At 71.6% G+C, this 24597-nt stretch carries 23 protein-coding genes and 3 pseudogenes; 13 read left to right on the top strand and 13 right to left on the bottom strand.

Annotated features, from left to right (window positions below):
- On the bottom strand, positions 1-973 hold a 973-nt coding region (locus ABIA33_RS35610), incomplete at its 3' end, for an alkaline phosphatase family protein (protein ID WP_370087871.1).
- Between the two features lie 203 nt (positions 974-1176).
- Between ABIA33_RS35610 and ABIA33_RS35605 the strand changes: the two genes are divergently transcribed.
- Entirely contained in the window at positions 1177-2580 is a 1404-nt protein-coding gene (locus ABIA33_RS35605; protein ID WP_370087869.1) for a protein kinase, read from the top strand.
- A 54-nt stretch (positions 2581-2634) separates the two neighbouring features.
- Here ABIA33_RS35605 and ABIA33_RS35600 read toward each other — a convergent pair.
- From ABIA33_RS35600 to ABIA33_RS35580, 5 genes and pseudogenes are all read right to left on the bottom strand, one after another.
- A pseudogene (locus ABIA33_RS35600) lies at positions 2635-3084 on the bottom strand (protein phosphatase); the annotation flags it as partial.
- Between the two features lie 23 nt (positions 3085-3107).
- A complete protein-coding gene (locus tag ABIA33_RS35595; RefSeq protein WP_370087867.1) occupies positions 3108-3773 on the bottom strand; it encodes a class I SAM-dependent methyltransferase in 666 nt (221 codons plus the stop codon).
- 47 nt (positions 3774-3820) lie between these two features.
- Positions 3821-4053 (bottom strand): annotated as a pseudogene (locus tag ABIA33_RS35590) (prolyl aminopeptidase); the annotation flags it as partial.
- Between the two features lie 92 nt (positions 4054-4145).
- A complete protein-coding gene (locus tag ABIA33_RS35585) occupies positions 4146-4667 on the bottom strand; it encodes a hypothetical protein (RefSeq protein WP_370087864.1) in 522 nt (173 codons plus the stop codon).
- Positions 4668-4789: 122 nt separating this feature from the next.
- On the bottom strand, positions 4790-5350 hold the full coding sequence (locus tag ABIA33_RS35580; protein WP_370087862.1) for a hypothetical protein: 561 nt from the start codon (positions 5348-5350) through the stop codon (positions 4790-4792).
- A gap of 343 nt (positions 5351-5693) precedes the next feature.
- Here ABIA33_RS35580 and ABIA33_RS35575 point away from each other — a divergent pair.
- From ABIA33_RS35575 to ABIA33_RS35565, 3 genes and pseudogenes are all read left to right on the top strand, one after another.
- A pseudogene (locus tag ABIA33_RS35575) lies at positions 5694-6945 on the top strand (RNA polymerase sigma factor); the annotation flags it as partial.
- 61 nt (positions 6946-7006) lie between these two features.
- On the top strand, positions 7007-7381 hold the full coding sequence (locus tag ABIA33_RS35570) for an RNA-binding S4 domain-containing protein (RefSeq protein WP_370087860.1): 375 nt from the start codon (positions 7007-7009) through the stop codon (positions 7379-7381).
- A 31-nt stretch (positions 7382-7412) separates the two neighbouring features.
- A complete protein-coding gene (locus tag ABIA33_RS35565) occupies positions 7413-8069 on the top strand; it encodes an alpha-ketoglutarate-dependent dioxygenase AlkB (protein WP_370087858.1) in 657 nt (218 codons plus the stop codon).
- Between the two features lie 37 nt (positions 8070-8106).
- On the opposite strand, the gene ABIA33_RS35560 is transcribed toward ABIA33_RS35565, so the two are convergent.
- Complete coding sequence (locus tag ABIA33_RS35560; RefSeq protein ID WP_370087856.1) at positions 8107-9135, bottom strand: hypothetical protein; 1029 nt, start codon at positions 9133-9135, stop codon at positions 8107-8109.
- Positions 9136-9387: 252 nt separating this feature from the next.
- Here ABIA33_RS35560 and ABIA33_RS35555 point away from each other — a divergent pair, with 252 nt between their 5' ends.
- On the top strand, positions 9388-10488 hold the full coding sequence (locus ABIA33_RS35555; protein ID WP_370087854.1) for an AI-2E family transporter: 1101 nt from the start codon (positions 9388-9390) through the stop codon (positions 10486-10488).
- A gap of 80 nt (positions 10489-10568) precedes the next feature.
- Here ABIA33_RS35555 and purB read toward each other — a convergent pair whose 3' ends face one another.
- Both purB and ABIA33_RS35545 read right to left on the bottom strand, forming a co-directional pair.
- Positions 10569-11999, bottom strand: a complete 1431-nt coding sequence (gene purB, locus ABIA33_RS35550) for an adenylosuccinate lyase (RefSeq protein WP_370087852.1) — start codon at positions 11997-11999, stop codon at positions 10569-10571.
- A 67-nt stretch (positions 12000-12066) separates the two neighbouring features.
- Positions 12067-13125 carry a hypothetical protein gene (locus tag ABIA33_RS35545; RefSeq protein WP_370087850.1) on the bottom strand — a complete coding sequence of 353 codons (1059 nt, stop codon included), beginning with the start codon at positions 13123-13125 and terminating at the stop codon, positions 12067-12069.
- A 285-nt stretch (positions 13126-13410) separates the two neighbouring features.
- Here ABIA33_RS35545 and ABIA33_RS35540 point away from each other — a divergent pair, with 285 nt between their 5' ends.
- The 6 genes from ABIA33_RS35540 to ABIA33_RS35515 all read left to right on the top strand — a co-directional run bounded on the left by ABIA33_RS35540 (position 13411) and on the right by ABIA33_RS35515 (position 18791).
- On the top strand, positions 13411-14862 hold the full coding sequence (locus ABIA33_RS35540; RefSeq protein WP_370087848.1) for an ATP-binding protein: 1452 nt from the start codon (positions 13411-13413) through the stop codon (positions 14860-14862).
- Complete coding sequence (locus tag ABIA33_RS35535; RefSeq protein WP_370087846.1) at positions 14862-15305, top strand: roadblock/LC7 domain-containing protein; 444 nt, start codon at positions 14862-14864, stop codon at positions 15303-15305. The genes ABIA33_RS35540 and ABIA33_RS35535 overlap by 1 nt, the downstream gene beginning before the upstream one ends.
- A 73-nt stretch (positions 15306-15378) precedes the next feature.
- Positions 15379-15741, top strand: coding sequence for a DUF742 domain-containing protein (locus tag ABIA33_RS35530; RefSeq protein ID WP_370087844.1), 363 nt, complete (start codon positions 15379-15381; stop codon positions 15739-15741).
- A 1-nt stretch (position 15742) separates the two neighbouring features.
- Complete coding sequence (locus tag ABIA33_RS35525) at positions 15743-16348, top strand: ATP/GTP-binding protein (RefSeq protein WP_370087842.1); 606 nt, start codon at positions 15743-15745, stop codon at positions 16346-16348.
- A complete protein-coding gene (locus ABIA33_RS35520; RefSeq protein ID WP_370087840.1) occupies positions 16345-17640 on the top strand; it encodes a cytochrome P450 in 1296 nt (431 codons plus the stop codon). Before ABIA33_RS35525 ends, ABIA33_RS35520 begins: the two co-directional genes overlap by 4 nt.
- Positions 17562-18791 (top strand): cytochrome P450, encoded by a 1230-nt coding sequence (locus ABIA33_RS35515; RefSeq protein WP_370087838.1) that lies wholly within the window; start codon positions 17562-17564, stop codon positions 18789-18791. Before ABIA33_RS35520 ends, ABIA33_RS35515 begins: the two co-directional genes overlap by 79 nt.
- 53 nt (positions 18792-18844) lie before the next feature.
- On the opposite strand, the gene ABIA33_RS35510 is transcribed toward ABIA33_RS35515, so the two are convergent.
- The 3 genes from ABIA33_RS35510 to ABIA33_RS35500 all read right to left on the bottom strand — a co-directional run bounded on the left by ABIA33_RS35510 (position 18845) and on the right by ABIA33_RS35500 (position 20538).
- Positions 18845-19303, bottom strand: coding sequence for a MarR family winged helix-turn-helix transcriptional regulator (locus tag ABIA33_RS35510; RefSeq protein WP_370087836.1), 459 nt, complete (start codon positions 19301-19303; stop codon positions 18845-18847).
- A gap of 72 nt (positions 19304-19375) precedes the next feature.
- Positions 19376-19783, bottom strand: coding sequence for a DUF3037 domain-containing protein (locus ABIA33_RS35505; protein WP_370087834.1), 408 nt, complete (start codon positions 19781-19783; stop codon positions 19376-19378).
- The gene (locus tag ABIA33_RS35500) at positions 19780-20538 is read right to left on the bottom strand and encodes a HipA family kinase (protein WP_370087832.1); all 759 of its coding nucleotides are present in this window, start codon (positions 20536-20538) and stop codon (positions 19780-19782) included. The genes ABIA33_RS35505 and ABIA33_RS35500 overlap by 4 nt, the downstream gene beginning before the upstream one ends.
- A 155-nt stretch (positions 20539-20693) precedes the next feature.
- On the opposite strand from ABIA33_RS35500, the gene ABIA33_RS35495 reads away from it, so the two are divergent.
- Positions 20694-22052 (top strand): NAD(P)/FAD-dependent oxidoreductase, encoded by a 1359-nt coding sequence (locus tag ABIA33_RS35495; protein WP_370087830.1) that lies wholly within the window; start codon positions 20694-20696, stop codon positions 22050-22052.
- Between the two features lie 69 nt (positions 22053-22121).
- Here the strand turns inward: ABIA33_RS35495 and ABIA33_RS35490 are convergent, their stop codons facing one another.
- Positions 22122-22937 carry an FAD:protein FMN transferase gene (locus tag ABIA33_RS35490; protein ID WP_370087828.1) on the bottom strand — a complete coding sequence of 272 codons (816 nt, stop codon included), beginning with the start codon at positions 22935-22937 and terminating at the stop codon, positions 22122-22124.
- Between the two features lie 185 nt (positions 22938-23122).
- Between ABIA33_RS35490 and ABIA33_RS35485 the strand changes: the two genes are divergently transcribed.
- Positions 23123-24559: a glycoside hydrolase family 47 protein gene (locus ABIA33_RS35485; protein WP_370087826.1), complete on the top strand. Its 1437-nt coding sequence runs from the start codon at positions 23123-23125 to the stop codon at positions 24557-24559.
- Positions 24560-24597: the final 38 nt, after the last annotated feature.

Raw genomic sequence — 24597 nt, 5'->3', positions numbered from 1 at the left:
CCGACGCGCCGTAACTGAGCGTCCCACCCGCCGTGTCGGTCGCACTCAGCTGCAACGAAGCGGCCGTACCCACCGTGCCGCTCTGGTTGGCCGGGGTCGACAGCGCGACGCCGCCGGTCCCGCTGGTGGACCAGATGTCGGTGATCGGGGTCGCCGAGGCGCTGGCGCCGAGACGGCCGAGGCCGTAGGCGTCCTCGACCGTGCGCAGCACCGAGTAGTGGTTGATCTGCTCGCTGTAGTTCCCGGCCTTGACCCCGGCGCCGACGAAGATCGTGGGGACCTGGTTGCTGCCGCTGCTGTCGTCCTCGTCCCAGGTGACCACGAGCAGGCTGTTGTGAGCCTTGGCCCACTGGGCGTAGCCGTCGATGTTGCTCTGGAGCCAGGTGTCGCCCTGGGCGATGGTGCCGTCGTGCATGTCGTTGATCAGGTTGGGGACGACGAAGGACAGCGTCGGCAGAGTGCTGTAGTCGGTGGGGAACTGGGCGTAGGTCTTGTTGTCCGCTGAGGGTATGGCGCTGAAGTTCACCCACGGGTTGTGCTTCCGGGCGTACTCGCCGCTGGTGCAGCCGGTGTAGCCCTGCGAGGGCATCGACTCGGAGTAGCCGGTGAACCCGAGGCCCGCGGAGAGGGCCTCGGCGCCGAGGCTGCCGCCGGTGAAGGTGTGCGGGCAACTGTCGCTGCTCAGACCCTGGGTGGAGCCGGAGAACAGAGCCAGGTAGTTGGGCTCGCTCGGATGGGTGACGGCGAAGGAGTTCGTGAAGTTCGCGCCCTGCTGGGCCAGGGAGTTGATGTAGGGGGCGTCCGTGGTGTCGCCGATGATGCTGGAGTAGGAGTGGTTCTCCATGATCACGACGAGCGTGTGGTCGGGGCGGGGCACTGTGGTGGCCGCGCTCGCGACGGGCGCCACCGCTGTGCCGAGTCCGGCCAGGCAGCCAAGTACCGCGGCGGTGGAGAGGAACCTCTTGATGCGCACAGCATCTCCCTTGTAGGGATGGGTGGTTCAGTACGCATCCATGGTTGGCGCCTAGGCTGTCCACGAACAGAGACAGTAAGTAATGTTCACGTCAAGTTTGCTTGTCGCGGGCAAGCCTTCGCCAGACGTTGGCCCGCTCAGGTGTCCTGGGAGACCCGGAGGAGGACGAGCGTCTTTGGTGGGAAGCCCCACATGATTCCCACATGAAGGCTTCATACGGTGTGCCCGGCTCGTCGGGTTTCCGGTCGTCGGGTCTCTCCGGTCGTCGGGTCTCCGGCATGGAACAGGCAAGGGTGGCGATGAACGCGGATCGAGAGCTGGGCGGGCGTTACGTCGTGACCGGGCTGCTGGGGCGCGGGGGCATGGCCGAGGTGCACCTCGCCCGGGACCTGCGCCTCGACCGCCTGGTGGCGGTCAAGGTCCTCCGCCCCGACCTGGCCGTCGACCCCACCTACCTGGCACGGTTCCGTCGCGAGGCCCTGTCCGCGGCCTCCCTCAACCACACGTCGATCGTCACCGTCTACGACAGCGGCGAGGACGTGGCGAGCGGGGCACTGCTGCCGTACCTGGTGATGGAGTACGTCCCCGGTTCCACGCTCGCCGACCTGCTGCGGGAGGGACAGCGCCCGACCCCGCAACGGGCGCTGGAACTGACGGACGGTGTGCTGGACGCCCTGTCCTACGCCCACGCGCACGGCATCGTGCACCGCGACATCAAACCGGCCAACGTGATGCTGACCGCCGACGGCCAGGTGAAGGTCATGGACCTCGGCATCGCCCGTCCACTGGGCATGTCCGGAATGACCCTGACCCACGGCTCCATGGTCATCGGCACCGCGGAATACCTCTCCCCCGAGCAGGCACGCGGCGAGACCGTCGACGCGCGTGCCGACCTCTACTCGGTCGGCTGCCTGCTCTACGAACTGCTGACCGGTCGGCCGCCGTTCCAGGGCGACACCCCGCTGGAGGTCGCCTGGCACCAACTGCAGACGCCGCCGGAACCGCCGTCCACCCACGCCCCCGCCCTCTCGCGCGCCTGCGACGACCTGGTGCTGCGCGCGCTGGCGAAGGACCGCGACCAGCGCTTCCGCAGCGCCGCCGAGATGCGGACCGCCCTCGACCGAACCCTCACCTCGCTCGTCGCCGCCGTACCGGCGGCACGCGCAACCCCCGCAGCGACTCGGACACCGACACCGACACTCGTGGCGACCGGACCCGCCGCCCGACCGCCCGCCCAGCCCGCCGCTGCGGCGCGCCCAGCACCCGCCCGCCGCGGGTCGCCCGCCAAGCGGGCGGTCCTGGCGCTGGCCGCCTGCGCGGTCGTGGTCACCGCCGCCGGCGCCTACGCGGTCGCCGGCTCACCCGCCGCGGCGCACACCGTCCCCAGCCCCGACCTCACCGGAAAGACCCTCGCCCAGGCCCGTCTCGACGCCCGCGCCGCCGGACTCCACATCCAGACCGTCGTGGTCGGCGGTTGCACCTCGCCCGGAGTCCCGGCCCACCGAGTCTGCGGCCAACTACCCGCCGCCGGCACCGCCGTCACCACCGGCACCGGAGTCACCCTCCGCGTCGCGCCGCTCCTGGCCGCCACCGCCGCCTACCGCTGACCCGGACCGGCACGGACCGCGCGGACTGCGCGGGGAAGTAGGGGACGGCTCGTCGAAGCGGGCGACGAAGCGGCGTTGCCAGGGGGTCTCCACGGCGCGTGGCGCGTAGTGCTTTCGGACGTAGGCGACCGCGTCGCGGTTGGGCACGCCGTCCAGTACGGCGAGGCAGGCCAGTGCCGTGCCGGTTCGTCCGGATCCTCCGGCGCAGGCGATCTCGACCCGTTCGGTCTCGGCGCGCAGCCAGGCCTCGCGCAGGGCGGCCCCCGCTTCCGTGCGGTCGGACGGCAGCCAGAAGTCCGGCCAGCGAAGCCAGCGAGCCTCCCAGGGGACGGGTGGCGGTTCGTGACCCAGCAGGTACAACGCGAAGGCGGGCACCGGCGCTGCGGGGAGAGGTCGGCTCAGTCCGCGGCCGCGCACGAGTCGGCCCGAGGGCAGACGCAGCACACCCGGCATCGTGGGCTCCCAGACAGCGGTCACGGAGCGAGGGTAGTCTCCGGGTCGCATGTCGGAGGGGCCCCCGGGGCGACTCAGATCCGCCCGATGAGGGCATACCGCTCGTCGCTGACCGGGCCGCCCCACAGCGCCGGATCGCCGCTGAGCGGCTCGACCCGAACGTCGGCCACCAGCGACCGTATCGCCGCCGACAGGGCTGCGGCGCCGATTCCGCCGTTCCACGGCAATCGCTCGGCGCCGGCGACATACGGCTCACCGCTCTGGCCCGACTCACGCCACCGTCCTTCGACCAGCACCAGCCGACCGCCCGGGCGGAGGAGGCCGACCCATTCGCGCAGCGCAGCCTCCGGGTCGGGCAGCGTCCAGACCAGATGCCGCGACAGCACGACGTCGAAGCGCTCCGAGCCGGTCGGCGGTGACGCCGCGTCACCGACCAGGAAGCGAGCCGGAAGGTCCGCGCCCGCCAGCTTCTCGCGGGCCTGCCCGATCATGCGCGGGGACAGGTCGACGCCCGTCACGCGGTGGCCGGACTCAGCCAGCAGCAGCGACAGCGACCCGGTGCCGCAACCGACGTCGAGCAGGTCGACCGGCTCGGGCGGCAGCCAGGAGCCCAGCAGCCGGGCCCACGCCAGGCGGGTGTGCTCCGCCTTCAGCCCGTGATCGGGTGCGTCGTCGAAGGACGACGCGGCGGCGTCCCAATATGCGGCGATGGCAGCAGAAGTGTTGTCCACGATCGGCATCCTCGCAGCCGCCACTGACAGTCCCGCGACGCGGTGGACCCCGGCCAGCGGCCGCAGTTGCGCTGGTCGAACAGGACGATCTGGTAGGCGTCGAGGTCAAAGTACCGCCGGGTTCCCGGTGTGCAGCCCGAGCCCGGGTCGCCGTGCAGAACCACGGCGGGCTTGCTGTCCGGGTTGCCGCACACCTCCCAGTACACGAGTCCCAGTACACGAGGTTGCCCTCGCCGACGTCGAGCACGCCGTGGTCGTACGGTTCGATCTGCGGGTAGAGCTCAGCCATCTCCATGCCCCTGGCGAATGTCGAAGCGCTGAGCCTCCACCCTAATGCAACAGCGCTGTTATATTGATCGGCCCCGGCGGCTCAGACCGCGCTCAGGCCGCGCTGAGGCCGGTGCGCCGAGAGCCCGACGCGAGGCGGTGGCCGCGGACCCGGAGGACGACCAGACGGGTGACCACCTCGCCGAGCGCCATCAGGACGAGTGCGGCGACCCAGGCCTGGCCGCCGGTGATGGCGTGCCGGGCGCTGAACCGCCCGATGGACGGCCCGGCGCCGTGCGTCGACGCGTAGGCGAAGGCCATCCGGAAGCCGATGCCCAGCACCCACAGTGCGGCGGCCACCACTCCCGCCCTGGCGAACGGCACGCCGTCCTTGTCGAAGGTCAGCCGCGTGGTCGCGGCGGCCGCCGCACCGAGGAGCACGCCCACCGAGGTGAGCAGACCGATGAGAACCAGGTCGTTGCCGGCGGTCGGGATGTCGCGCAGGTACTGGAATCCCACGAAGCCGGTGATCGCCAGCGGCAGCACCAGATTCACCAGGTCCAGCCGCGACCCGCGGATCTGCCGGACGACGAGAAGGACGAGGACTGCGTTGAGGAGGTACTCGGTTACGCTCATGGGCCCCAGACTGCCGATCCTCCAGCCGGGGCGGATCGGTCACCGGGTGGGGATCCCGGTGGAGCCGCGGCTGCGCCGCGGGATACGGCTCCACCCCCGGATGGAGACCGGCCTCACCCGCCTCAGCCCCAGAAGTAGCCGATGATCGCCGCGGTCCACCAGGCCGCCTGGGAGAGCACCGCGTGGCCGAGGACCCGGACCGTGAGGGACCGTGGAACGGCGGCGAGGGTCGTGTCGCGAGGGGTGGCCAGCAGGGCCCGCATCGTGCCGCGTGCGAGCACGCCGTTCCAGCCGGCCAGAAGCGCCGCGACGAGCTTGATCCACATGGGGACGGACGTGAGGTGGGGGCTGAGCATCAACCCCGAGAGCGTGATGACGACGTACCCCGCCCAGATCGCCGGGTCCACGGTCGCGGCGACCCTGGTGGCGAATGCCGGACTGCGCCGGCCAAAGAGCGCCGCGATCCCGCAGGTGTCGACGGCGAGGACCGCGCCGAAGCCCAGGACCAGGGCCATGATGTGGACGAACTTAAAGAAGTGACGGACCATCCGGTCCGGGTCGATGGCGGTCGAGCCGAGGACGGCCAGGCACCAGAGGGCCGTGACCGCGAGCAGCAGCAGGAGCGTGCGGCCCCGGTGCGGCGGAGCGGGGGTGTGATCCGTCGACGGCCGGGCAGTGGGCATGGTGACAGGGGACGAGGAAGGTGAGGTCGTCATAAGATCTAACTTAGGGAAGCCTTACCTAAGTTTGCAAGGCGGACAAATCGCCCTACTGGGGCGTAGGTCACTCCTCCGCCGCCCGCCGACATCCGGAGCCTCGGTGACATATCCTGTCAAAAAGGGACAGGTCGCGTGCGCACCAAAGGGCCTGCGCCCGGCGGAGCAATGCCTCACGCGACTGTGTCCCAGGTCACTCAATTGCAGGCGTAACGAATTGCGGGGGCTCACGATAAACCCACAGGTGTTGTCGCGCAGCCGATTCGACCCGAACGGGTCATTCGCCCTCTCGACAGCCCGCCGGATGCGTGTCGTGCGCAGCCTCAACCAGGTCCTTGAAGAGGGAGGCGTGAACGCTGATGGTGACTACCGCCAAAGCATCCAAGCAGGCCCGAGAAAGCGTTGCGAGAGACGCCGACGTCCATTCTGTCAAAAAAACAGTAGTGAGGCGGGGGGACACTGTCAAGAAAGCAACCGACGCTGCAGAGAAGGCCGTTCGGAATGGGTCCGAAGCCGACTCTCCGTCAAACGAGACCCCGGCGATCGACGAAAAGCTCGACGAACCGGACAAGCCCGAGCCGGAGTCCTTCACGCTCTCCGACGAGGACGAGGACGACGCCCCGGCGCAACTGGTCACGGTCGCCGGTGCGACCTCCGACCCGGTCAAGGACTACCTGAAGCTGATCGGCAAGGTTCCGCTGCTCAACGCCGAGCAGGAGGTGGTGCTCGCCAAGCGCGTCGAGGCCGGCCTGCTGGCCCTGGACATGGTCGAGGGTGAGAACGCGGGCGACCTGGCGCCGGCCTTCCGGCGCGAGCTGGAGATCCTCATCGAGGACGGCCGCCGCGCCAAGAACCACCTGCTGGAGGCCAACCTCCGCCTGGTGGTCTCGATCGCCAAGCGCTACACCGGGCGCGGAATGCTGTTCCTGGACCTGATCCAGGAGGGGAATGTCGGACTTATCCGTGCGGTCGAGAAGTTCGACTACACCAAGGGATTCAAGTTCTCCACGTACGCCACCTGGTGGATCCGCCAGGCGATCACCCGCGCCATGGCGGACCAGGCCCGCACCATCCGCATCCCGGTGCACATGGTGGAGGTCATCAACAAGCTCGCCCGGGTGCAGCGCCAGCTGCTGCAGCAGCTCGGGCGCGAGGCCACCCCGGAGGAGCTCGCCAAGGAGCTCGACATGACCCCGGCCAAGGTCGTCGAGGTCCAGAAGTACGGCCGCGAGCCCATCTCCCTGCACACCCCCCTCGGCGAGGAGGGCGACAGCGAGTTCGGTGACCTCATCGAGGACTCCGAGGCCGTCGTGCCGGCCGACGCGGTCAGCTTCACCCTGCTCCAGGAGCAACTGCACTCGGTGCTGGACACCCTCGCCCCGCGCGAGGCGGGCGTGGTCTCGATGCGCTTCGGCCTGACGGACGGTCAGCCGAAGACCCTGGACGAGATCGGCAAGGTCTACGGGGTGACCCGCGAGCGGATCCGCCAGATCGAGTCCAAGACCATGTCCAAGCTGCGCCACCCCTCCCGCTCCCAGGTGCTGCGCGACTACCTGGACTGATCCCCACCGGCCACCCGAGCTGACTCGGGGTGCTCGCACGGTCTTCCTCTAGGGTCTTGGTATGGCTTCAGACGAGGGGACCGTGCGGGTCGACAGCTGGATCTGGTCGGTGCGGCTGACCAAGACGCGTTCGCTGGCCGCCGCTGCCTGCCGGGCTGGTCATGTGCGGGTCAACGGAGAGCGGGTGAAACCGGCGCAGGCCGTGCGGCTCGGGGACGAGGTGCGGCTGCGCGAGGCCGGGTACGAGCGGATCGTCGTCGTCTCCCGGATCGTGCGCAAGCGGGTCGGCGCGCCCGTCGCCGCCGAGTGCTTCGTCGACAACAGCCCGCCGCGCCCACCGCGCGAGGAGGCCGCGCTGGTCGCCCACCGCGACCGGGGCGCGGGCCGGCCAACCAAGCGCGAGCGGCGCGACCTGGAGCGGCTCCAAGGGCGCTGAGCCCGACCCGCCGGGCGCGACAATGGACAGCATGTCCGCGCTCTTCCCGTTGCCTCTACGGCAGGTCGCCCCAGGGGCGGTCCATGTCCCCGGCTGGCTGGACCTCGACCAGCAGCGGGAGCTGGTTGCCGCCTGCCGGGGTTGGGCCGTCGCGCCCGTGCCGATGCGGGCGACGAGGATGCCGGACGGAAAGCACATGTCGGTACGTACCGTCTGCCTCGGCTGGCACTGGAGCCCGTACCGGTACACCCGCACCGCGGTCGACGCCGGCGGCGGGCAGGTCGCGGAGTTGCCCGCCTGGCTGGCGGAGCTGGGGCGGCGAGCCGTCACCGACGCATACCAGGACCGTGCGGCGGGTGATGCCTACGCGCCGGACGCGGCGCTGGTCAACTTCTACGACGACGCCGCCCACATGGGGCTGCACCAGGACAAGGACGAGCGCTCGCTCGCGCCCGTGGTGTCGCTGAGCCTGGGCGACAGCTGCGTCTTCCGGTTCGGGAACACGGAGAACCGGGGCAGGCCCTACACCGACGTGGAACTGGCGTCCGGAGACCTGTTCGTCTTCGGCGGTGCTTCGCGGCTGGCCTACCACGGGGTGCCCCGGGTGCGTCCCGGCACGGGTGACCCCGCGATCGGGCTCCCCCGGGGTCGGCTGAACATCACCCTGCGGACCACCGGACTCGACTGAGCGGCGTGGCGAGGGAGCGGCGAGTGAGCGGTGGTGATCAGCGCGACGTGGCGTGGAAGACCGTGCGGTCCGGATGGAGCACCATCCGGCCGGGCAGCACGTCCCGTTCCCAGCCGCCGTCCCGGCCGTGGTAGCGGGGGCAGGCCAGGGACCAGGCGAGGTTGCCGCTCAGCATCAGGGCCCAGGCGTCGAGGTACGGGCGCAGCGCCGGATGCCGCCGGCCGTGCGCGCCGATCAGCGCCGTCGACTCCGCGAAGAACGCGTCCTCTGCGGCCGCGAGTCGGCGGCACAGCGCGTCCACCGCGTCCTGGAGGTCGCGGCCCTCGGTACGGCAGAGCACGCTCAGCGCGTTCATCGGCTCGTCGGCCACGTACTCCTTGCGATAGGAGAGCAGGTCGTTGACGAGGATGGCGTGCTCGACGCAGGCGTCGAGGAAGGCGCCGAGATGCACCGGGTCGAGATCGAGCTCCAGGCCCAGCCCGTGTTCGATCGCGATGCCGACGAGGTCGAAGGCAGAGTCGGCGCGGCGCACCGCGAAGTACCCGGCGTAGTCGGGGACTGCGGACCGGGACTTGGCGGCAGCGGTGGTGATCACTTCGGAGAAGCCCGAGACGAAGCGGGCCCACAGGCGCGGCGACACACCCTCCCTCACCCGGGCCAGGGTCTCGCCGAGCAGCCGCAGGTGCGCCGAACCGCCGTCGGCGGAGGCCCCGCCGAGCACGGCGAGGTAGCGGTCGGCGTGCGAGGTCTCAGTGGAGTCGCCGTCGGTGACGTCGTCGAGCAGGAAGAGGACGGACGAGGCGAGGCAGATGCCGAGGAGGCGCTGCGTGTCCGCGGTCGGCAGCACCCGGCACATCAGGCTGACGCCCTCGCACTCCTCGAACAGCCGCCGCTCCGCGTCCAGGCCGACCTGCGCCGTTCGCGCCCGGAACCAGGCGTCGTGATCCCGCCGCAGCGCGGCCCGGTCAGGGTGATCGCCCGGGGCGGGCAGCCGCCCTGACGGCAGGTGCAGATCGAGCGTGAGCCCTTCCTCCGGAAGGAGGGTCCTCATGGTCGTGGTCGGCATCGCGTGCTCCCTCGGTCCGGACGGCCGCCATGTGCGCCACCAGGACCAACGACGCCGAGCGCCCCGGGATGCGGTCTTGATCGACTGACGGTCGCGACAGCGGCACCCGCCGGAGCCGGCCCTGCGAGCGTACGGCGGAAGTGTCGACGTGTGCATGCGCCGTTCGGATCGGACGGAGGCCGGATGCGGGCTAGGCTCCCACGGGGTACCCGCCCGTGCGCTGCGCAGACACACCATTTGGAGGAAGCCCCGGTGACAACGGAGAGCCGAGAGGCCGCGCCGCCGCAGATTCCCGGCCCGCGACCGGAGGCGGAGCCGGGTCCGATCCAGGGCGGACGGTCCTGGGTCATCATCGGTTTCCGGCTCGGCCTCGGCGCGGTGGTCGCGTATCTGCTGGTGCAGGCCGTGCTGCAGATCGAGAGCGTGCTGATGCTCATGCTGCTCTCACTGGTCATCGCGGTCAGCGTGGAGCCGGTCGTCGCGTGGCTGACGGCGCGCGGCGTGGCGCGGCGCTGGGCGGTCACCGGCGTGATCATCGGCCTGGTCGTCGCCCTGGCGGCGCTGTTCTCCCTGTTCATCCCGCCGGTGACCAGCGAGGTCAACGCGCTGGTGAAGAGCATCCCCACCTGGCTGCAGCAACTCCACGACCACCACTCCGCCCTGGGCAGGCTGGAGGACCGCTACCACCTGATCGCCAAGGCCAAGCAGCAGTTGGGCGGCAGCGGCGCCGGAACCGTCGTGAACGGGCTCCTCGGCGCGGGGCAGCTGCTGGTCAGCACGGTGACCGGGCTGGTCCTGGTGAGCACGCTGACCATGTACTTCCTGGCGGGGCTGCCCACGCTCAAGCGCTTCTGCCTGCGGTTCGTCGCCGGGAGCCGCCGGGACCGGGCCGAGGCCATGACCGACGAGGTGCTGCTGCGGACCGGCCGCTACATGCTCGCCAACGTCGCCACCTCGGTGATCGCGGGCCTGGCGACCCTGATCTGGTGTCAGATCTGGGGTGTTCCCTACCCGGCCGCGCTCGGTGTCTTCGTCGGCGTGATGGACCTCATCCCGTTGGTCGGTTCCACCATCGGCGGTGTCGTCGTCGCCCTGGTCGCGCTTGTGGTGTCGCTGCCGGTGGCCATCGCCACCGCGGTCTTCTACGTCGTGTTCCGCCTCGCCGAGGACTACCTCATCGTGCCGCGCGCGATGAAGTTCGCCGTCGAGGTGCACCCGCTGGTCACGATCCTCGCCGTGGTGGCGGGCGGCGCGCTGATGGGAGTGATCGGGGCACTGATCGCGATCCCGGTGGCTGTCGCGGTGGGTCTGTTCCTCGACGACGCGGTGTTCCCGCGCATCGCGGCACGCTGACCGACGACGAGCGGGGATGCGCGGACGGCGCGTCGAGGTCCTCCCCCGACGCGCCGTCACGGTCTCATAGGACCAAAGCGTCAGAGAATGGCGCCCGGCGTGTACTTGGCCGCCTCTGGGTGCTGGGCCGCGACGGCCTCGACCCGGCGGACGACCTCGGCGACCTGGCTCGCCGCCGCGCCGGTGAAGGACAGCTTGTCCGCGAGCAGCGCGTCCAGCTCAGCGCGGGTCAGCGGGATGCGCTCGTCGTCGGCGAGGCGCTGGATCAGCTGGTTCTCCCGCACCCCGGCCCGCATGGCAAGAGCGGAGGCGACCGCGTGCTCCTTGATGGCCTCGTGCGCGGTCTCCCGGCCGACACCGGCGCGGATCGCGGCCATCAGCACCTTGGTGCTGCCGAGGAACGGCAGGTAGCGGTCGAGCTCGGCGGCGATGACGGCGGGGAAGGCGCCGAACTCGTCGAGGACGGTGAGGAAGGTCTCCAGCAGGCCGTCGAAGGCGAAGAAGGCGTCGGGGAGCGCGACCCGGCGGACCACGGAGCAGGACACGTCGCCCTCGTTCCACTGGTCGCCGCCGAGCTCGGACACCATGGACGCGTAGCCGCGCAGGATCACCGCGAGACCGTTGACCCGCTCGCAGGAGCGCGTGTTCATCTTGTGCGGCATCGCGGAGGAGCCGACCTGGCCCTCCTTGAAGCCCTCGGTGACCAGTTCGATCCCGGCCATCAGCCGGATCGTCTTGGCGAGGCTGCTGGGCCCGGCGGCGAGCTGGACCAGGGCGGACAGCACGTCGTAGTCGAGGGAGCGCGGGTAGACCTGGCCGACGCTGGTGAAGACCTGCTGGAAGCCGAGGTGCCCGGCGACCCGGCGCTCCAGCTCGGCCAGCTTGTCCTGGTCCCCGCTGAGCAGGTCGAGCATGTCCTGGGCAGTGCCGACCGGGCCCTTGATCCCGCGCAGCGGGTAACGGGCGATCAGCTCCTCCAGCCGCTGGTAGGCGACGAGGATCTCGTCGGCGGCCGAGGCGAAGCGCTTGCCGAGGGTGGTGGCCTGGGCTGCCACGTTGTGGGAGCGGCCGGTCATGACCAGTTCGCTGTGCTCGGCGGCCAGCGCGGCGAGGCGGACCAGCAGCGCGACGGTGCGGTCGCGGACGTGCTCCAGGGACTGCCGGATCTGCAGTTGCTCCACGTTCTCGGTGAGGTCCCGAGAGGTCATGCCCTTGTGGATCTGCTCGTGCCCGGCGAGGGCGCTGAACTCCTCGATCCGCGCCTTCACGTCATGGCGGGTGACCCGCTCGCGCTCGGCGATCGAGGCCAGGTCGACCTGGTCGACCACCCGCTCGTAGTCGGCGACGGCGCCCTCGGGCACATCGATCCCCAGGTCGGCCTGCGCCTTGAGGACGGCCAGCCAGAGCTGCCGCTCGAGAACGACCTTGTGCTCGGGAGACCACAGTCGGGTCAGCTCGGTGGAGGCGTATCGGGCGGCAAGGACATCAGGGATCATCGGCTTCGCGGTCACGCTTCGCAAGCCTAACAGTCCAGGTGGGAGCGGGCGGACGGCGCCCCCGAGGGAGACACGACCGGTCTCACCTGCTCGCCGCCACGCCGCCCGCCCGCGCGCGCTGTCGTGCGTGTTGCCCGTCGGGCAGGCGTTCAGGGTGCCCGACGGGCCGTCGTTCGTGGTGCCCGTCGGGCAGGCGTTCGTGCAGCCGGGCCTCGACGGCGCGCAGGGCGGCTCGCGGGCCGTCGCCGCACACGGCGGTGGCGTCGAGGGCGGTGCGGATGTAGGTCAGGGCGAGATCCGGCGATCCGGCGAGCAGCGTCTGCTCGGCCAGGGTGGCCACCACGTGGGCGCCCAGCAGGCGGTCGTCGCCCTGATGGGCCATCCCCAGAGCGAGGATCGCGTAGCGGCCGGCCGATCCGGGCAGCCCGGCGTCGAAGCTGTAGCGGGCCGCACCGTGGGTGCACAGGGCCGCCGCCGCGAACAGCCCCCTGCCGATGGCGCCGTCGTAGCCGGCGCCCAGCAGGGGAGCGACCGTGGCCTGCAGGTACTGCACGGCGGGAAGGCGGGCGCTCGGGCCGCCGCTGCCGCGCTCCACGGTGTCGAACGCGGCGGCGGCGGCCCTGATCCGGTCGACGTCGCCGGGGGTCACCCGGTGGCCGGGGAGCGGGCTCGCCGGGGCCCGCGGCGCCCCGGGGACCCGCCAGGTGAGGACCGCCGCGGCGAACGCGGACGGCGGGCTCGGCGGCTGCGCGCCGCCCCGGGGGTCGAGGTCGTCGCGGCACAGGTCGACGAGTCCGGCGCGGATCGCGTCCGGGGTGGTGCCGAGGTCGAGGAGGCCCTGGGCCGAGACGTGCGGGCCGGAGGCTCCCATGCCGATGTCGGCCAGCGAGAGGCAGCGGCCGAGCTGGTCGGCCAGCGCCTCGGCGATGAACTGCGGCGGCACCGCGCGGCTGGCGTGGCCTAAGCGCCAGCGCCGGACGTGGTTGTGGTCGCAGGAGACCTGCAGGCCGTGCCGCAGCGCGGTGGCGCCGACCTCACGGGCGAGTGCGATGTTGGACAGCCCGGCTTCGGCGATGAGCGCGCTGAGCTGCACGTTGGGGCGCTTGGGTGGGGCGGACCGGCGGTCCGAGTGACGGCTCATGTACGGAATGTAGGGGGATCTGATCGTGAGCATGAAGCTTTTGGTCGATCCCATGTGTGCACATGCGCGTGCTGTGTGCGGATCTGCGCGAAGTGCGCCCCCTTGTGCGCGCTGTTGCGGAGGCCGCGTTCTCTGGTTGGGTTCATACAGGTCCTGCCGCAAGGCGCTGACCGGGCACGGGGGAGACAGCGGCGTCGAGCCCGGCACTCGCATTTGTCATGCCCGTTTCAGTCCTTGTATCTCGACCTGCTGACCCTCCCCTGTCGAGACTCTTGGGACCGACCCGTGACGCCGATTTCCGACCTGGCCACCTGGGCACTCGCCGCAGGCACCCTGGCCGCATGCCTGGCCGTCCCGCTGTGGATCCGGGCCCGCCGCCGCGTGGCCGTCCTGTCGGCGCAGACCGCCTCCGCGCTCGCGGACCGCGACGCCGCGCTGGCCCGAAGCGAGCAACTCGCCGCGCAGAACCAGGCCATCGCGGGTGAGACCCGCCACCTGGTGACCGCCCGCCTCCCCGCGCTGGTCAGGCAGCTCTCGCACGCCCATGTGCCGGTCCCCGGCCTGCTGCACACCTCGTTCGCTGGCAGCGCGGTCGAGGGCGACCACGCCAGCATCCTCGACCAGACCGCCCTCGCGGTCACCCAGGAGCGGCAGCGGGTGGACGAGGCCGCCCAGGCGGTGATGCGCGGCGCGACCAGCAGCATCCAGGCGCACTGCTACCAGATGCAGACCGCCGTCGGCGCACTCCAGGAACGCGTGGACGATCCCGAGCTGGCCCAGGAGCTGTTCGCCCTCGACCAGCTCAACGAGCGCAACCTGCGCCGCATCCAGGCCACCGGCGTCCTCTGCGGAGCCTGGCCGGGGCTGACCCGCGCGGACTCCCACCTCGGCGACATCGTGCTCGGGGCGCAGGGCCGGATGCGGGACTTCACCAGGATCCGGGTGACCAACCAGCTGCACCAGCTGGTCGGGGTGGTCTCCCGGGCGGTGGAGCCGGTGGCGATGGTGGTGGCCGAGCTGATGGCCAACGCCGTGCACCACTCCCACGGAACCCTGCTGGTCGATGTGAGCATGCATCAGGCCGACTCCGGCGTGTGCGTGGTCGTCGACGACGCCGGGGTGGGGATGCACGCCGACGAGATCGCCTTCGCGGAGCTCATGATGAGCCGGGAACAGGTGATGCTGACCCAGCTCGGCGATCCCCCGCGCGGCGGCTTCGCCACGATCGGCCGCCTGGCCCGCCAGTTCGGCTTCGCCGTCTCCGTCGACAAGACCGCCCCCTACGGCGGCGTGCGCGCCGTGGTCTTCCTGCCAGAGCGTCTGCTGGTGCTGATGGACGAGTCCACCCAGCCGATGTCGGCGATGGCGCCGCTGCCGCCCCGCGCCGCCCCGCCGGCCGAGCAGGCCCCGGCGTGGCTGGACGAGGGGACGGCCCAGCAGCCGGTGCTGCCGCAGCGCCGCCGCCGCGAGCCGTCGCCCGCGGCCACGGCGTATGCCCAGGAGGCCGCGTACGCCCAGGACACCGCACACGTCCAGGACCTCTCGCGCGTCGAGGGTGCCGCGCAGGACCAGGCGGCGCAGGACCAGGCGGGGCAGGACCAGAGCGCGGGGCACGACCCCGGCCGTCCGGGCGGGACCACGCCCGAGGAGAGCGGCACGATCTGGGGCGCCTTCCAGCGGGGCACCGAGTCCGGACGCGCCGCCGCCGCGGACTCCGAGCACGAGAGGAGCAGGTGATGAGGATCGAGGGGGGCGTCCGGGCGGACGCGGACGTCTCGTGGGCGCTGTCGCCGCTGCTGGAGCTGCGCGGCGTCGTGCACGGTCTGGTGGCGACCTCCGACGGAATGGTCCGCGGTGCCTCCACCGGCCTGTCCCGGGAGGAGGGTGAGGGGGCGTCAGCGATGCTCTCGGCACTGCAGAGCGCGGCGCGGGCCGTCGCCGTGGAAATGAGCGGGGACTCCGCCACGCGGATCCGCCAGGTGGCCGTGGAGACCCATGACGGCTTCGTGTTCGCCGTCCCGGCCGGTACCCACTCGGTGCTGGCGATCTACGCCAACCGCGACGTGGACATGGGCAACGTCACCTACGAGATGCAGCGTCAGGTCGCACTGCTGGCCGAGAAGGTGTTGCACAGCCCGGCCCGGGACCTGCCCGGGCGCCCCGGAGACCTCTCCGCATGAGCGGGCGGAGCCGGGTCGTCCTCGGGAGGTGCCTGGATCGCGAAGCGACTGCCGAGCGTGGCGAGGCGGGAGCATGAGCGGTCCACACTCCCCCGGGCGGCGACTGGTGCCCGCGTACCTGGCCACCGCCGGATCGGCGCGGCCCAGCCGCAACACCGTGGACCGGATCACCATCGTCGCGGGCGCGAGCAGGGACGTCCCCGAAGGGCTCGGACCGGCGCAGCACCGGATCGCGCAGCTGCTCCAGTCCGGATCGCTCACCGTGGTGGAGGTCGCGGCCTACCTGCGGCTCCCGGTCAGCGTGGTGAAGGTACTCGTCTCCGAACTCGTGGACAGCGGCCACCTGCTGGCCCGCGCCCCCGTCCCCCCTGCCGGGCGTTACGACAGGCAGCTCCTGGAAAGGGTCCTCAGTGGGCTTCGCGCCGTCCGCGGCTGACATGACCGGCTCGGTGGTCCCGGCCGGCACCGACGCGGTGTACCTGCCGGCCGACCACACCGCGGTCAAGATCGTGGTCGCGGGCCCGTTCGCGGTCGGCAAGACCACCCTGGTCCGGTCCGTGTCGGAGATCAGGCCGCTGCACACCGAGGAGGTCATGACCTCCGCCGGGGCACTGGTCGACGACCTGGTCGGGGCGGCGGCCAAGTCGACGACCACGGTCGCTCTCGACTTCGGCCGCCACACCCTGCCGCACGACCTGGTGCTGTACCTGTTCGGCACGCCTGGCCAGCGGCGCTTCCGCGCGCTGTGGGACGACATCGCGGTGGGCGCGCTCGGCGCGGTGGTACTGGTGGACACGCGCCGGCTGGAGGACTCCTTCGAGGCGATGGAACTGATCGAGGAACGCGGGCTGCCCTATGTGGTCGCGGTCAACTGCTTCCCCGGAGCCCCGAGTTACCCGGTCGTTCGGCTGCGCCAGGCCCTGGACCTGCACCCCGACACTCCGCTGGTGGCCTGCGACGCGCGCGACACGACGTCCTGCGTCGACGCGCTGATCGCCCTGGTCACCCACCTGATCGCCCACTACGCCGAGGACCCCGCATGACGTCCAGCTACCGCGCGGAGCCGATCGCCCTGTACGGGCCAGGTTTCGCCGACAATCCGCACGCCGTGTACGCGCGGCTGCGCCAGTACGGCCCGGTCGCCCCGGTCGAGATCGCCCCCGGCGTCGCCGCCTGGCTGGTGACGGACTACCACGTCGCGCTGGAGCTGCTGCGGGACACCGTCACCTGGTCGAAGGACCCCAGGGCGTGGCAGCAGACCGTGCCCCCGGACTCGCCGGTCCTGCCGATGCTGCAGTACCGGCCCAACGTGCTGTTCAACGACGACGAGCTGCACCGGCGCTACCGCAGGGTCGTCAGCGACAGCTTCTCGATGATCGAGCCGCATCTGCTGCGGGCCGAGGTCGCCCGCCTGGCCGACACGCTGATCCAGCAGTTCGGGCGGACCGGCTCGGTGGACCTGGTCACCCAGTACGCCAGGCCGCTGCCGCTGATGCTGTTCAACACGCTGTTCGGGATGCCCGACTCCTACGGTCCCCGGCTGGTCGCCGCCCTGGCGGGGATGCTGGAGGCGAACGGTCCCGAGGAGGCCACCGCCGCCGGAGCCGCGTTCGAGAGCTATGTCACCGAGCTCATCGGCATGAAGGCGGAGCGCCGCGGTGCGGACCTCACCTCCTGGTACCTGGACCACCCGGAGAACCTGAGCGTCGAGGAGGTGTTGCACCAGGTCGTGCTGACCCTGGGGGCGGGCAACGAGCCGACGACGAACCTGATCTCCAACGCGCTGTCCCGGATGCTGTGCGACGAGCGCTACTACAGCTCGCTGTCCAGCGGCGCGCTCACCGCCCGGGACGCGATCGACGAGGTGCTGCGCACCGAGCCGCCGATGGCCAACTACTCGGCGCACTACCCTCGCAACGACGTCACCTTCCACGGCGCCTACATCCGCGCCCACCAGCTGGTGATGGTCTCCTACGCGGCGGCGAACACCGCCCCCGACGGCCTGGGCGACGGACCGCGCTCGGACGGCGGCGCGCACCTGGCCTGGGCGGCGGGCCCGCACGCCTGCCCCGCCAAGCAGCCCGCGCTGCTGATCGCGACCACCGCGATCGAACGTCTGACCAGCTATCTGGGCGACCTTGAACTGGCCGTGCCGCGCGAGCAGTTGCCGTGGCGCCCCGGTCCGTTCCACCGCGCCCTGCACAGCCTCCCGGCCCGCTTCACCCCGCTGTCCCCCGACCCAACAGGAGCGTCCCCGTGGTCACGCAGCCCGTCCACCACCTCGACCCCCTCGGCGCCGACCTCCACGGCGAGGCGCAGGGCCTTCGCTCGATAGGCCCGGCGGTCCTCGTCGAGCTGCCGGCCGGCATCCCCGCCTGGGCGGTCACCAGCCACCAGCTGCTCAAGACGCTGCTGGTCGACGACCGGGTCTCCAAGGACCCGCGCAGGCACTGGCCGGCCTGGATCGATGGCGAGTACCAGGACAGCTGGGTGGCGATGTGGGTCGGCGTCACCAATATGCTGTCGACCTACGGCACCGACCACGCCAGACTCCGCAAGCTCGTCGCTCCCGCCTTCACCGCCCGGCGGACCGAGGCGCTGCGACCCAAGGTCGAGCAGATCTCCGGCGCGCTGCTCGACGCGCTGGAGGTTCTGCAGTCCGCCACCCCGGGCGCGGTCGTCGATCTGCAGAGCGCCTATGCGCACCCGGTGCCAATGCAGGTGATCTGCGAGCTGTTCGGGGTCAGCGAGGACGCCCGACCCGACGTGGCGCGCCTGATCGCCATGTTCATGGACACCTCGGCCGGACCGGAGCAGGTCGCCCAGTTGTTCGGACAGATCTACCAGGTGCTGGGGGACCTGATCGCCGCGAAGCGGGCGGCCCCGGGCGAGGACATGACCAGCGTCCTGGTCGCCAGCCGTGACGAGGACGGCAGCACCCTGTCCGAGGTGGAGCTCCGCGACACGCTGCTGCTGACGATCGGCGCCGGCTTCGAGACCACGGTCCACCTGATCGGCAACGCGATCCACGCCCTGCTGACCCACCCGGACCAGCTGGCGGCCGTCCGCGCCGGAGAGGTCAGCTGGTCGCAGGTGGTCGAGGAGACGTTGCGCTGGGCCCCCTCGATCGCCAACCTGCCGCTTCGGTTCGCCATCGAGGACATCGAGCTCCCCGACGGCACCACGATCCGTCAGGGCGACGCGATCCTCGCGGGCTTCGCCGGCGCGGGACGCGACCCGGAGCAGCACGGCGAGCGGGCGGAGGAGTTCGACCCGAGCCGGCAGATCAGCGAGCACCTGGCCTTCGGTTACGGCGTCCACCGGTGCATCGGCGCGCCCCTGGCCAGGCTGGAGGCCGAGATCGCGCTGCGGGCCCTGTTCGAGCGCTTCCCCGGCCTGGAGTTGGCCGCGAAGCCCGACCAGGTCACGCCGATCGCGTCGTTCATCTCGGGCGGCTGGTCCAGCCTCCCGGTCCGGCTGAGCTGACCCACCGTCCGAGGTCACCGCCGCGGGTGCGGCGGTGACGCGGCACGGCTGTGTCAGTGTGCGGCCGGGACGACCGGGGCGACGAGTGCGCGGACCAGCGGGGCGAGCCCCGGGATGTCGGCGGCGGCGATCAGTGCGCGGCGCAGCGCGGCGTCGTGGGTGGGCCCGGCCTCCGCGAGGCGGGCCAGCCCGGCCGGGGTGACCTCGGTGTAGATGCCGCGCCGGTCGGTGGCGCAGAGGTGGCGGCTCAGCAGGCCGTCCGCCTCCAGCCGGGTGACCAGGCGGGTGGTGGCGCTCTGGCTCAGCACGACGGCCTCGGCGAGCTGCTGCATCCGCATGTGCCACTTGTCCTGACGGGAGAGCACGTCGAGCACGGAGTACTCGCTCACGCTCAGACCGTGCGCCGCCTGCAGTGCGCGCTCGATCTCGCCCTCGATCCTGGCGTGCAGCGAGGCGAGTGCCCGCCAGCCCTGGGCCCGGGCCTCGGTCGCACCCTCGGACAGTACTGTCATCCCTCCAGGATAGCGCGCGTGCACAACTATCAGCGCCCGCAAGAACCCGGCCGGGGCCACGGAACGCCGGTGTCAGCGCACCAGCAGCTCCAGCAGCCGGTCCGCCTCGCTCTCCGGATCGGCGGTCAGCCCGCAGTGCACCGGACCGGGCTGCACGATCGTGCTCCGTGGCGCCGTCAGCCAGCGGAAGCGTCGTCCCGGATCGTCCGCGCCGGCCTGCCCCGCCTCCACCCCGCCCGCGCAGACGGCGGCGACCGCCGCGAGCGCGCAGCGCACTCCGGCCACGTCCGCCTCCGCGTCCAGCGCGAGCAGCCGCGCCTCGTCGAGGTGGATCGCCGCGCGGACCACTCCCGCCTGGCGGCTGTAGACCAGCACCCCGGCGTTCATCTGCTCCCCGCGCTCCACCCGGGGCACGACCCGGACCAGGGCGTACTCGTACACCACCTTCGCCGCCGGCGGCGCCTGCGACCCGCCGCTCATGCCGCCACCTCCGGCAGCCAGTCGCGCGAGCCGGAGACCCGCTCGGCGAGCTGGGCCACGTACGCCTCCCGTACCGCGTCGGACGAGTCGAAGCCCGGCTCACCGTCCAGCCATGCGTCCGGTACCAGCGCCAGCACCTCGCTCAGCACGTCCCCGGTCACCAGGCCCGCCAGCTCCGCGTCCGCCGCCGCCAGCTGCGGCGCGAACCGCAGCAGCGCGTGGTCCGACGCGTCGTAGGGCTTGTGCACGGACGCCGCCGCGCGGGGCCAGTTGTGGTGGAAGATCAGGCTCGCACCGTGGTCGATCAGCCACAGCTCGCCCTGACGCACCAGCAGGTTGGGGTTCCGCCAGGAGCGGTCGACGTTGCCGATCAGCGCGTCCAGCCAGAGCACCCGACCGGCGAGCAGCGGCTCCACCGGGAACCCCAGCGGGTCGAACCCCAGGGCGCGCGGCAGGAACGCCAAGCCCAGGTTGGTGCCGCGGGACGCCTTGACCAGTTCCTGCACTCGCTCGTCGGGTTCGCCGAGCGCGATCACCGGGTCCACCTCGACGCTCACCAGCTCCGGGACCCGCAGACCCAGCCGCCGGGCGAGTTCTCCCGCGACGACCTCGGCCACCAGCGCTTTCCGGCCCTGCGCGGCGCCGGTGAACTTGGCGACGTAGAGCGAACCGTCGTCGCCCTCGACCAGTCCTGGGAGCGAGCCGCCCTCCCGAAGGGGCGTCACATAGCGGCCGGCCCGCACCTCACGAAGCATGGGCCCCACCCTACCCAGCTGCGGACCTCCACCTGTATGCCGCGAATCCACATCCAGCGGTGGCACCGCACAGGTGTGCGTGCCAGGGTGGCGGGAAGAAGACGACCTAGCGCTGTGACGACTTCTGACGAACGAACCTGTGAGGGATGACAGCCATGGAACGACCTCGGATCCTGGTGGTCGGCGGCGGCTTCGCCGGCGTCGAATGCGCTCGGAGGCTCGAGCGGAAGCTCGCCCCGGCCGAAGCGGAGATCGCCCTCGTCGCCCCGTTCAGCTACGAGCTCTACCTTCCGCTGCTGCCGCAGGTCGCCGCCGGGGTGCTCACCCCCCAGTCGGTCGCGGTCTCGCTGCGCCGGCTGCTGGGGCGCACCCGGATCATCCCGGGCGGCGCGATCGGCGTCGATCCCAAGTCGAAGGTCTGCATCATCCGCAAGATCACCGATGAGGTCGTCAACGAGCACTACGACTACATCGTGCTCGCGCCGGGGAGCATCACCCGTACCTTCGACATCCCCGGTCTGGTCGACCACGCGATCGGCGTGAAGACCCTGGCGGAGGCCGCGTACATCCGCGACCACGTGATCACCCAGCTGGATCTGGCCGACGCCGCGACGGACCGCGACGAACGGATCTCCCGGCTCCAGTTCGTCGTCGTCGGCGGCGGCTACGCCGGCACCGAGACGGCCGCCTGCCTGCAGCGGGTCACCAGCTCCGCGGTCAAGCGCTACCCGCGGATCAATCCCAACCTGATCAAGTGGCACCTCATCGACATCGCCCCCAAGCTCATGCCGGAGCTGGGCGACAAGCTCGGCACCACCGCCCTCAACGTGCTGCGCAAGCGCGGCGTCGAGGTGTCGCTCGGGGTGTCCGTCGCCGAGGTCAGCCTTGACACCGTGAAGCTCACCGACGGCCGGGTACTGCCCTGCCGCACCCTGATCTGGACCGCAGGCGTCGCCGCGAGCCCGCTGATCGCCACCCTCGACAGCGAGACCGTACGCGGACGGCTCGCGGTGACCGCCGAGATGAGCGTCCCCGGATTCGACGGGGTGTTCGCGCTCGGCGACGCGGCGGCCGTACCCGACCTCGCCACCGGCGACGGCGCGGTCTGCCCGCCCACCGCGCAGCACTCCCAGCGCCAGGGCAAGGCCGTCGCGGACAACATCATCGCCTCGCTTCGCGGGCAGGCGCTGCAGCCCTACTTCCACAAGGACCTCGGCCTGGTCGTGGACCTGGGCGGCGCGGACGCCGTGTCCAAGCCGATGGGCGTGGAGCTCACCGGCATCGCCGCGCAGGGGGTGGCGCGCGGCTACCACCTGATGGCGCTGCGCACCAACGTCGCCAGGGTCCGGGTGATGACCAACTGGCTGCTGAACGCGACCGCCGGCGACGACTTCGTGCGCACCAGCTTCCAGCGTGGCCGGCCGGCCACGCTGAAGGACTTCGAGTACACCGACGCCTACCTGTCGAAGGACCAGGTACGGGCCCACATGGCCGCGCTGACCACCAAGCCGTAGCCCAGCACGGCACGCAGCCCGGCACGGCACGCAGGCCGGCCCGCTCTCCGCCCGGCTCGGTCCCGAAGCTCAGGCCGTGCCGGGCAGCTGCGCGTACGCGGCGAAGCCCGGCGTCCACCAGGCCCTCCCCTCCACGGTCACCGCGAAGCCCTCCAGCCCGGGCTGCCGCTCCAGCCAGCGCTTTCCCGCCGCCCCCATGGCGAAGGCGGTGGTGGCCGCGATATCCGCCGCCGTCAGCGATTCGCCGACCACGGACACCGAGGCGAGGCCGCTGTCGGCCGGGCGTCCCGTGTGCGGGTCCATGATGTGCGCGCCGCGCTCCGCCGTGCCCGAGGTGGCCAGGGCAATGGCCCTGCCGTTGACGACGGTGGCGAAGGCGCCCGGGTGCAGCGGGTGCGCCACCGCGAGATTCCAGCCGCGCCCCGGCTCCGGCTCCCCCGAGGTCTGCACGTCGCCGCCGCCGTTGACGCTGTGGTTCAGGGAACCCGCCGCCCGCAGGATCGTCGCGGCCCGCTCCACCGCCCAGCCCTTGACCACGCCGGACGGATCCAGCGTCCCCGCAGGCCGCACGCTGAAGAAGCCGTCGCCGACGCGCTCGGCCTCGGCTCCCAGCGCGAGCACCTCGGCCACGTCCGGATCGCAGTCGGCGAGGGCCAGCTCTCCCCGCCCCAGGCGGCTGATCTGGCTGTCCGTGCGGTAGGTGGAGAACACCTCGTCCACCCGGTGCAGCCAGGCCACGGCCTCCCGCAGACCCGTCTCGATCCGGGCCCGGTGCGGACCGGCCGCGGGTCCGGCGTCGCGGATGTCGAAGGAGACCACCGTGCCCATCACCGGCTCGGCATGGCGCAACACCGGCGCCGGTTCCCCTGCGGGCATCGCCACCATGTCCGCCCCCACCTCTCCATTTATATGACACTACGTCAGTAGGACGCTTCGGCCTCACTCGTCCGAGTGATCCACCGTTGCCTCGTCAACGGACATCTTCGCAGCCCAGTGCCCCCACCCGCCCCGCCACGCCGCCCGGAGGAATGATCGTCCCGGTCCGGCGGCGCCCCTAGCGTCCTGTAACCATGCGCCCGTACTCGACTCCAGTCACCGTCCCGCCGCTCTCGCGGCGCTCCCTGATCGGCACGGCCGTGGCCGGTGCGGCCGGGGTCGCACTGTCTCCCGCCGCCGCGCAGGCGCGGCAGGTCCGCCGCCTGCCCCCGGACGCCACCTCCGCGGCCGAGGTCCGCGCGGAGTACCTGCACGGCTGGCACGGCTACACCTCGGCGGCCTGGGGGTACGACGAGGTCTGCCCGCTGAGCAGGCGTCACCACGACTTCTTCGCGCCGGGCCACAGCTTCGGCCTGTCGATCGTCGAGGCACTCGACACGCTCTACCTGATGGGCGAGGACGCCGAACTCAAGCGCTGCGGCGACTGGATCGACCGGCACCTGGACCCGGCCCAGGACGCCGAGGTGCAGGTCTTCGAGGCGGTGATCCGCCTGGTCGGCGGGCTGCTCGCGGGGCACGCGGCGACGGGCCGCGCCAGCCTGCTGGCCCGCGCCCGCGAGCTCACCGACCGCTTGCTCCCGGCCTTCACCGCCTCCCCCACCGGCATTCCCTACACCCATGTCAACCTGCGCACCGGCGAGGTGCGCGGCACCGCGGTGCCGCTCGCCGAGGCGGGCACCAGCGTGATGGAGTTCGGGCTGCTGTCGCAGCTCACCGGCGACGACCGCTACTACGACGCGTCGATGCGGGCCTACCGCGCGGTCATCGCCCGCCGCAGCTCGCTCGGCCTGGTGGGGACCACCATCCACGCGGAGACCGGCCGCTGGATCGACGGCACCTCCAACGCCCCCAACCCGCCGGTGGACTCCTTCTACGAGTACCTGTGGGGCGGCGGCGCGCTGTTGGGCGACCGTCAGCTGACCTCCTGGTACCACCAGTTGACGGACGCGGTAGTGCGCCACCAGGCGATGACCCTCGGCGGACGGCTGTGGTTCCGCGCGGTCGACTTCCGCAGCGGAAGGCCAACCGGCGGGACGGCGCAGTCCGAACTGGGCTCCTTCTACGCAGGACTGCTGGCCAAGGGCGGCGACCTGGGACGGGGCGCGAGCTACCACCGGACCTGGACGGACGTGCTGCAGCGTTACCCGGTGCTGCCGGAGACCGTCGACGCCGGCTCGCTGCGCGCCCTCGACAGGGGCAGCCAGCTGCGCCCCGAGTACGCCAACGCCGCCTTCGACCTGTGGCGGCTCACCGGCGACGCCGCCTACAAGCAGAGCGCGTACCAGTACTTCGACGGCATGCGCGCGCACCAGCGGGTGTCCGGCGGCTACACCGTCGCCGGCGATGTGACGGTCCGTGGGATGCGGCTGGGCGACCTGACCCCGGCGTACTGGTTCTCCGAGAACCTCAAGTACCTCTGGCTGATGTTCTCCCGCACGCCGAGGTTCGACTACCGCAACGCCGTCCTCTCCACCGAGGGAAAGGTCCTGAGCGGGCTTCTGGGCCGGTAGCCGGGCCGAGCTCGGGCGGGTCGGCCCGGGAGGGTCGG

It is taken from the genome of Streptacidiphilus sp. MAP12-16 (genome assembly GCF_041262165.1).
Lineage (GTDB): Bacteria > Actinomycetota > Actinomycetes > Streptomycetales > Streptomycetaceae > Streptacidiphilus.
This window is presented reverse-complemented; position numbering and strand designations above follow the sequence as displayed.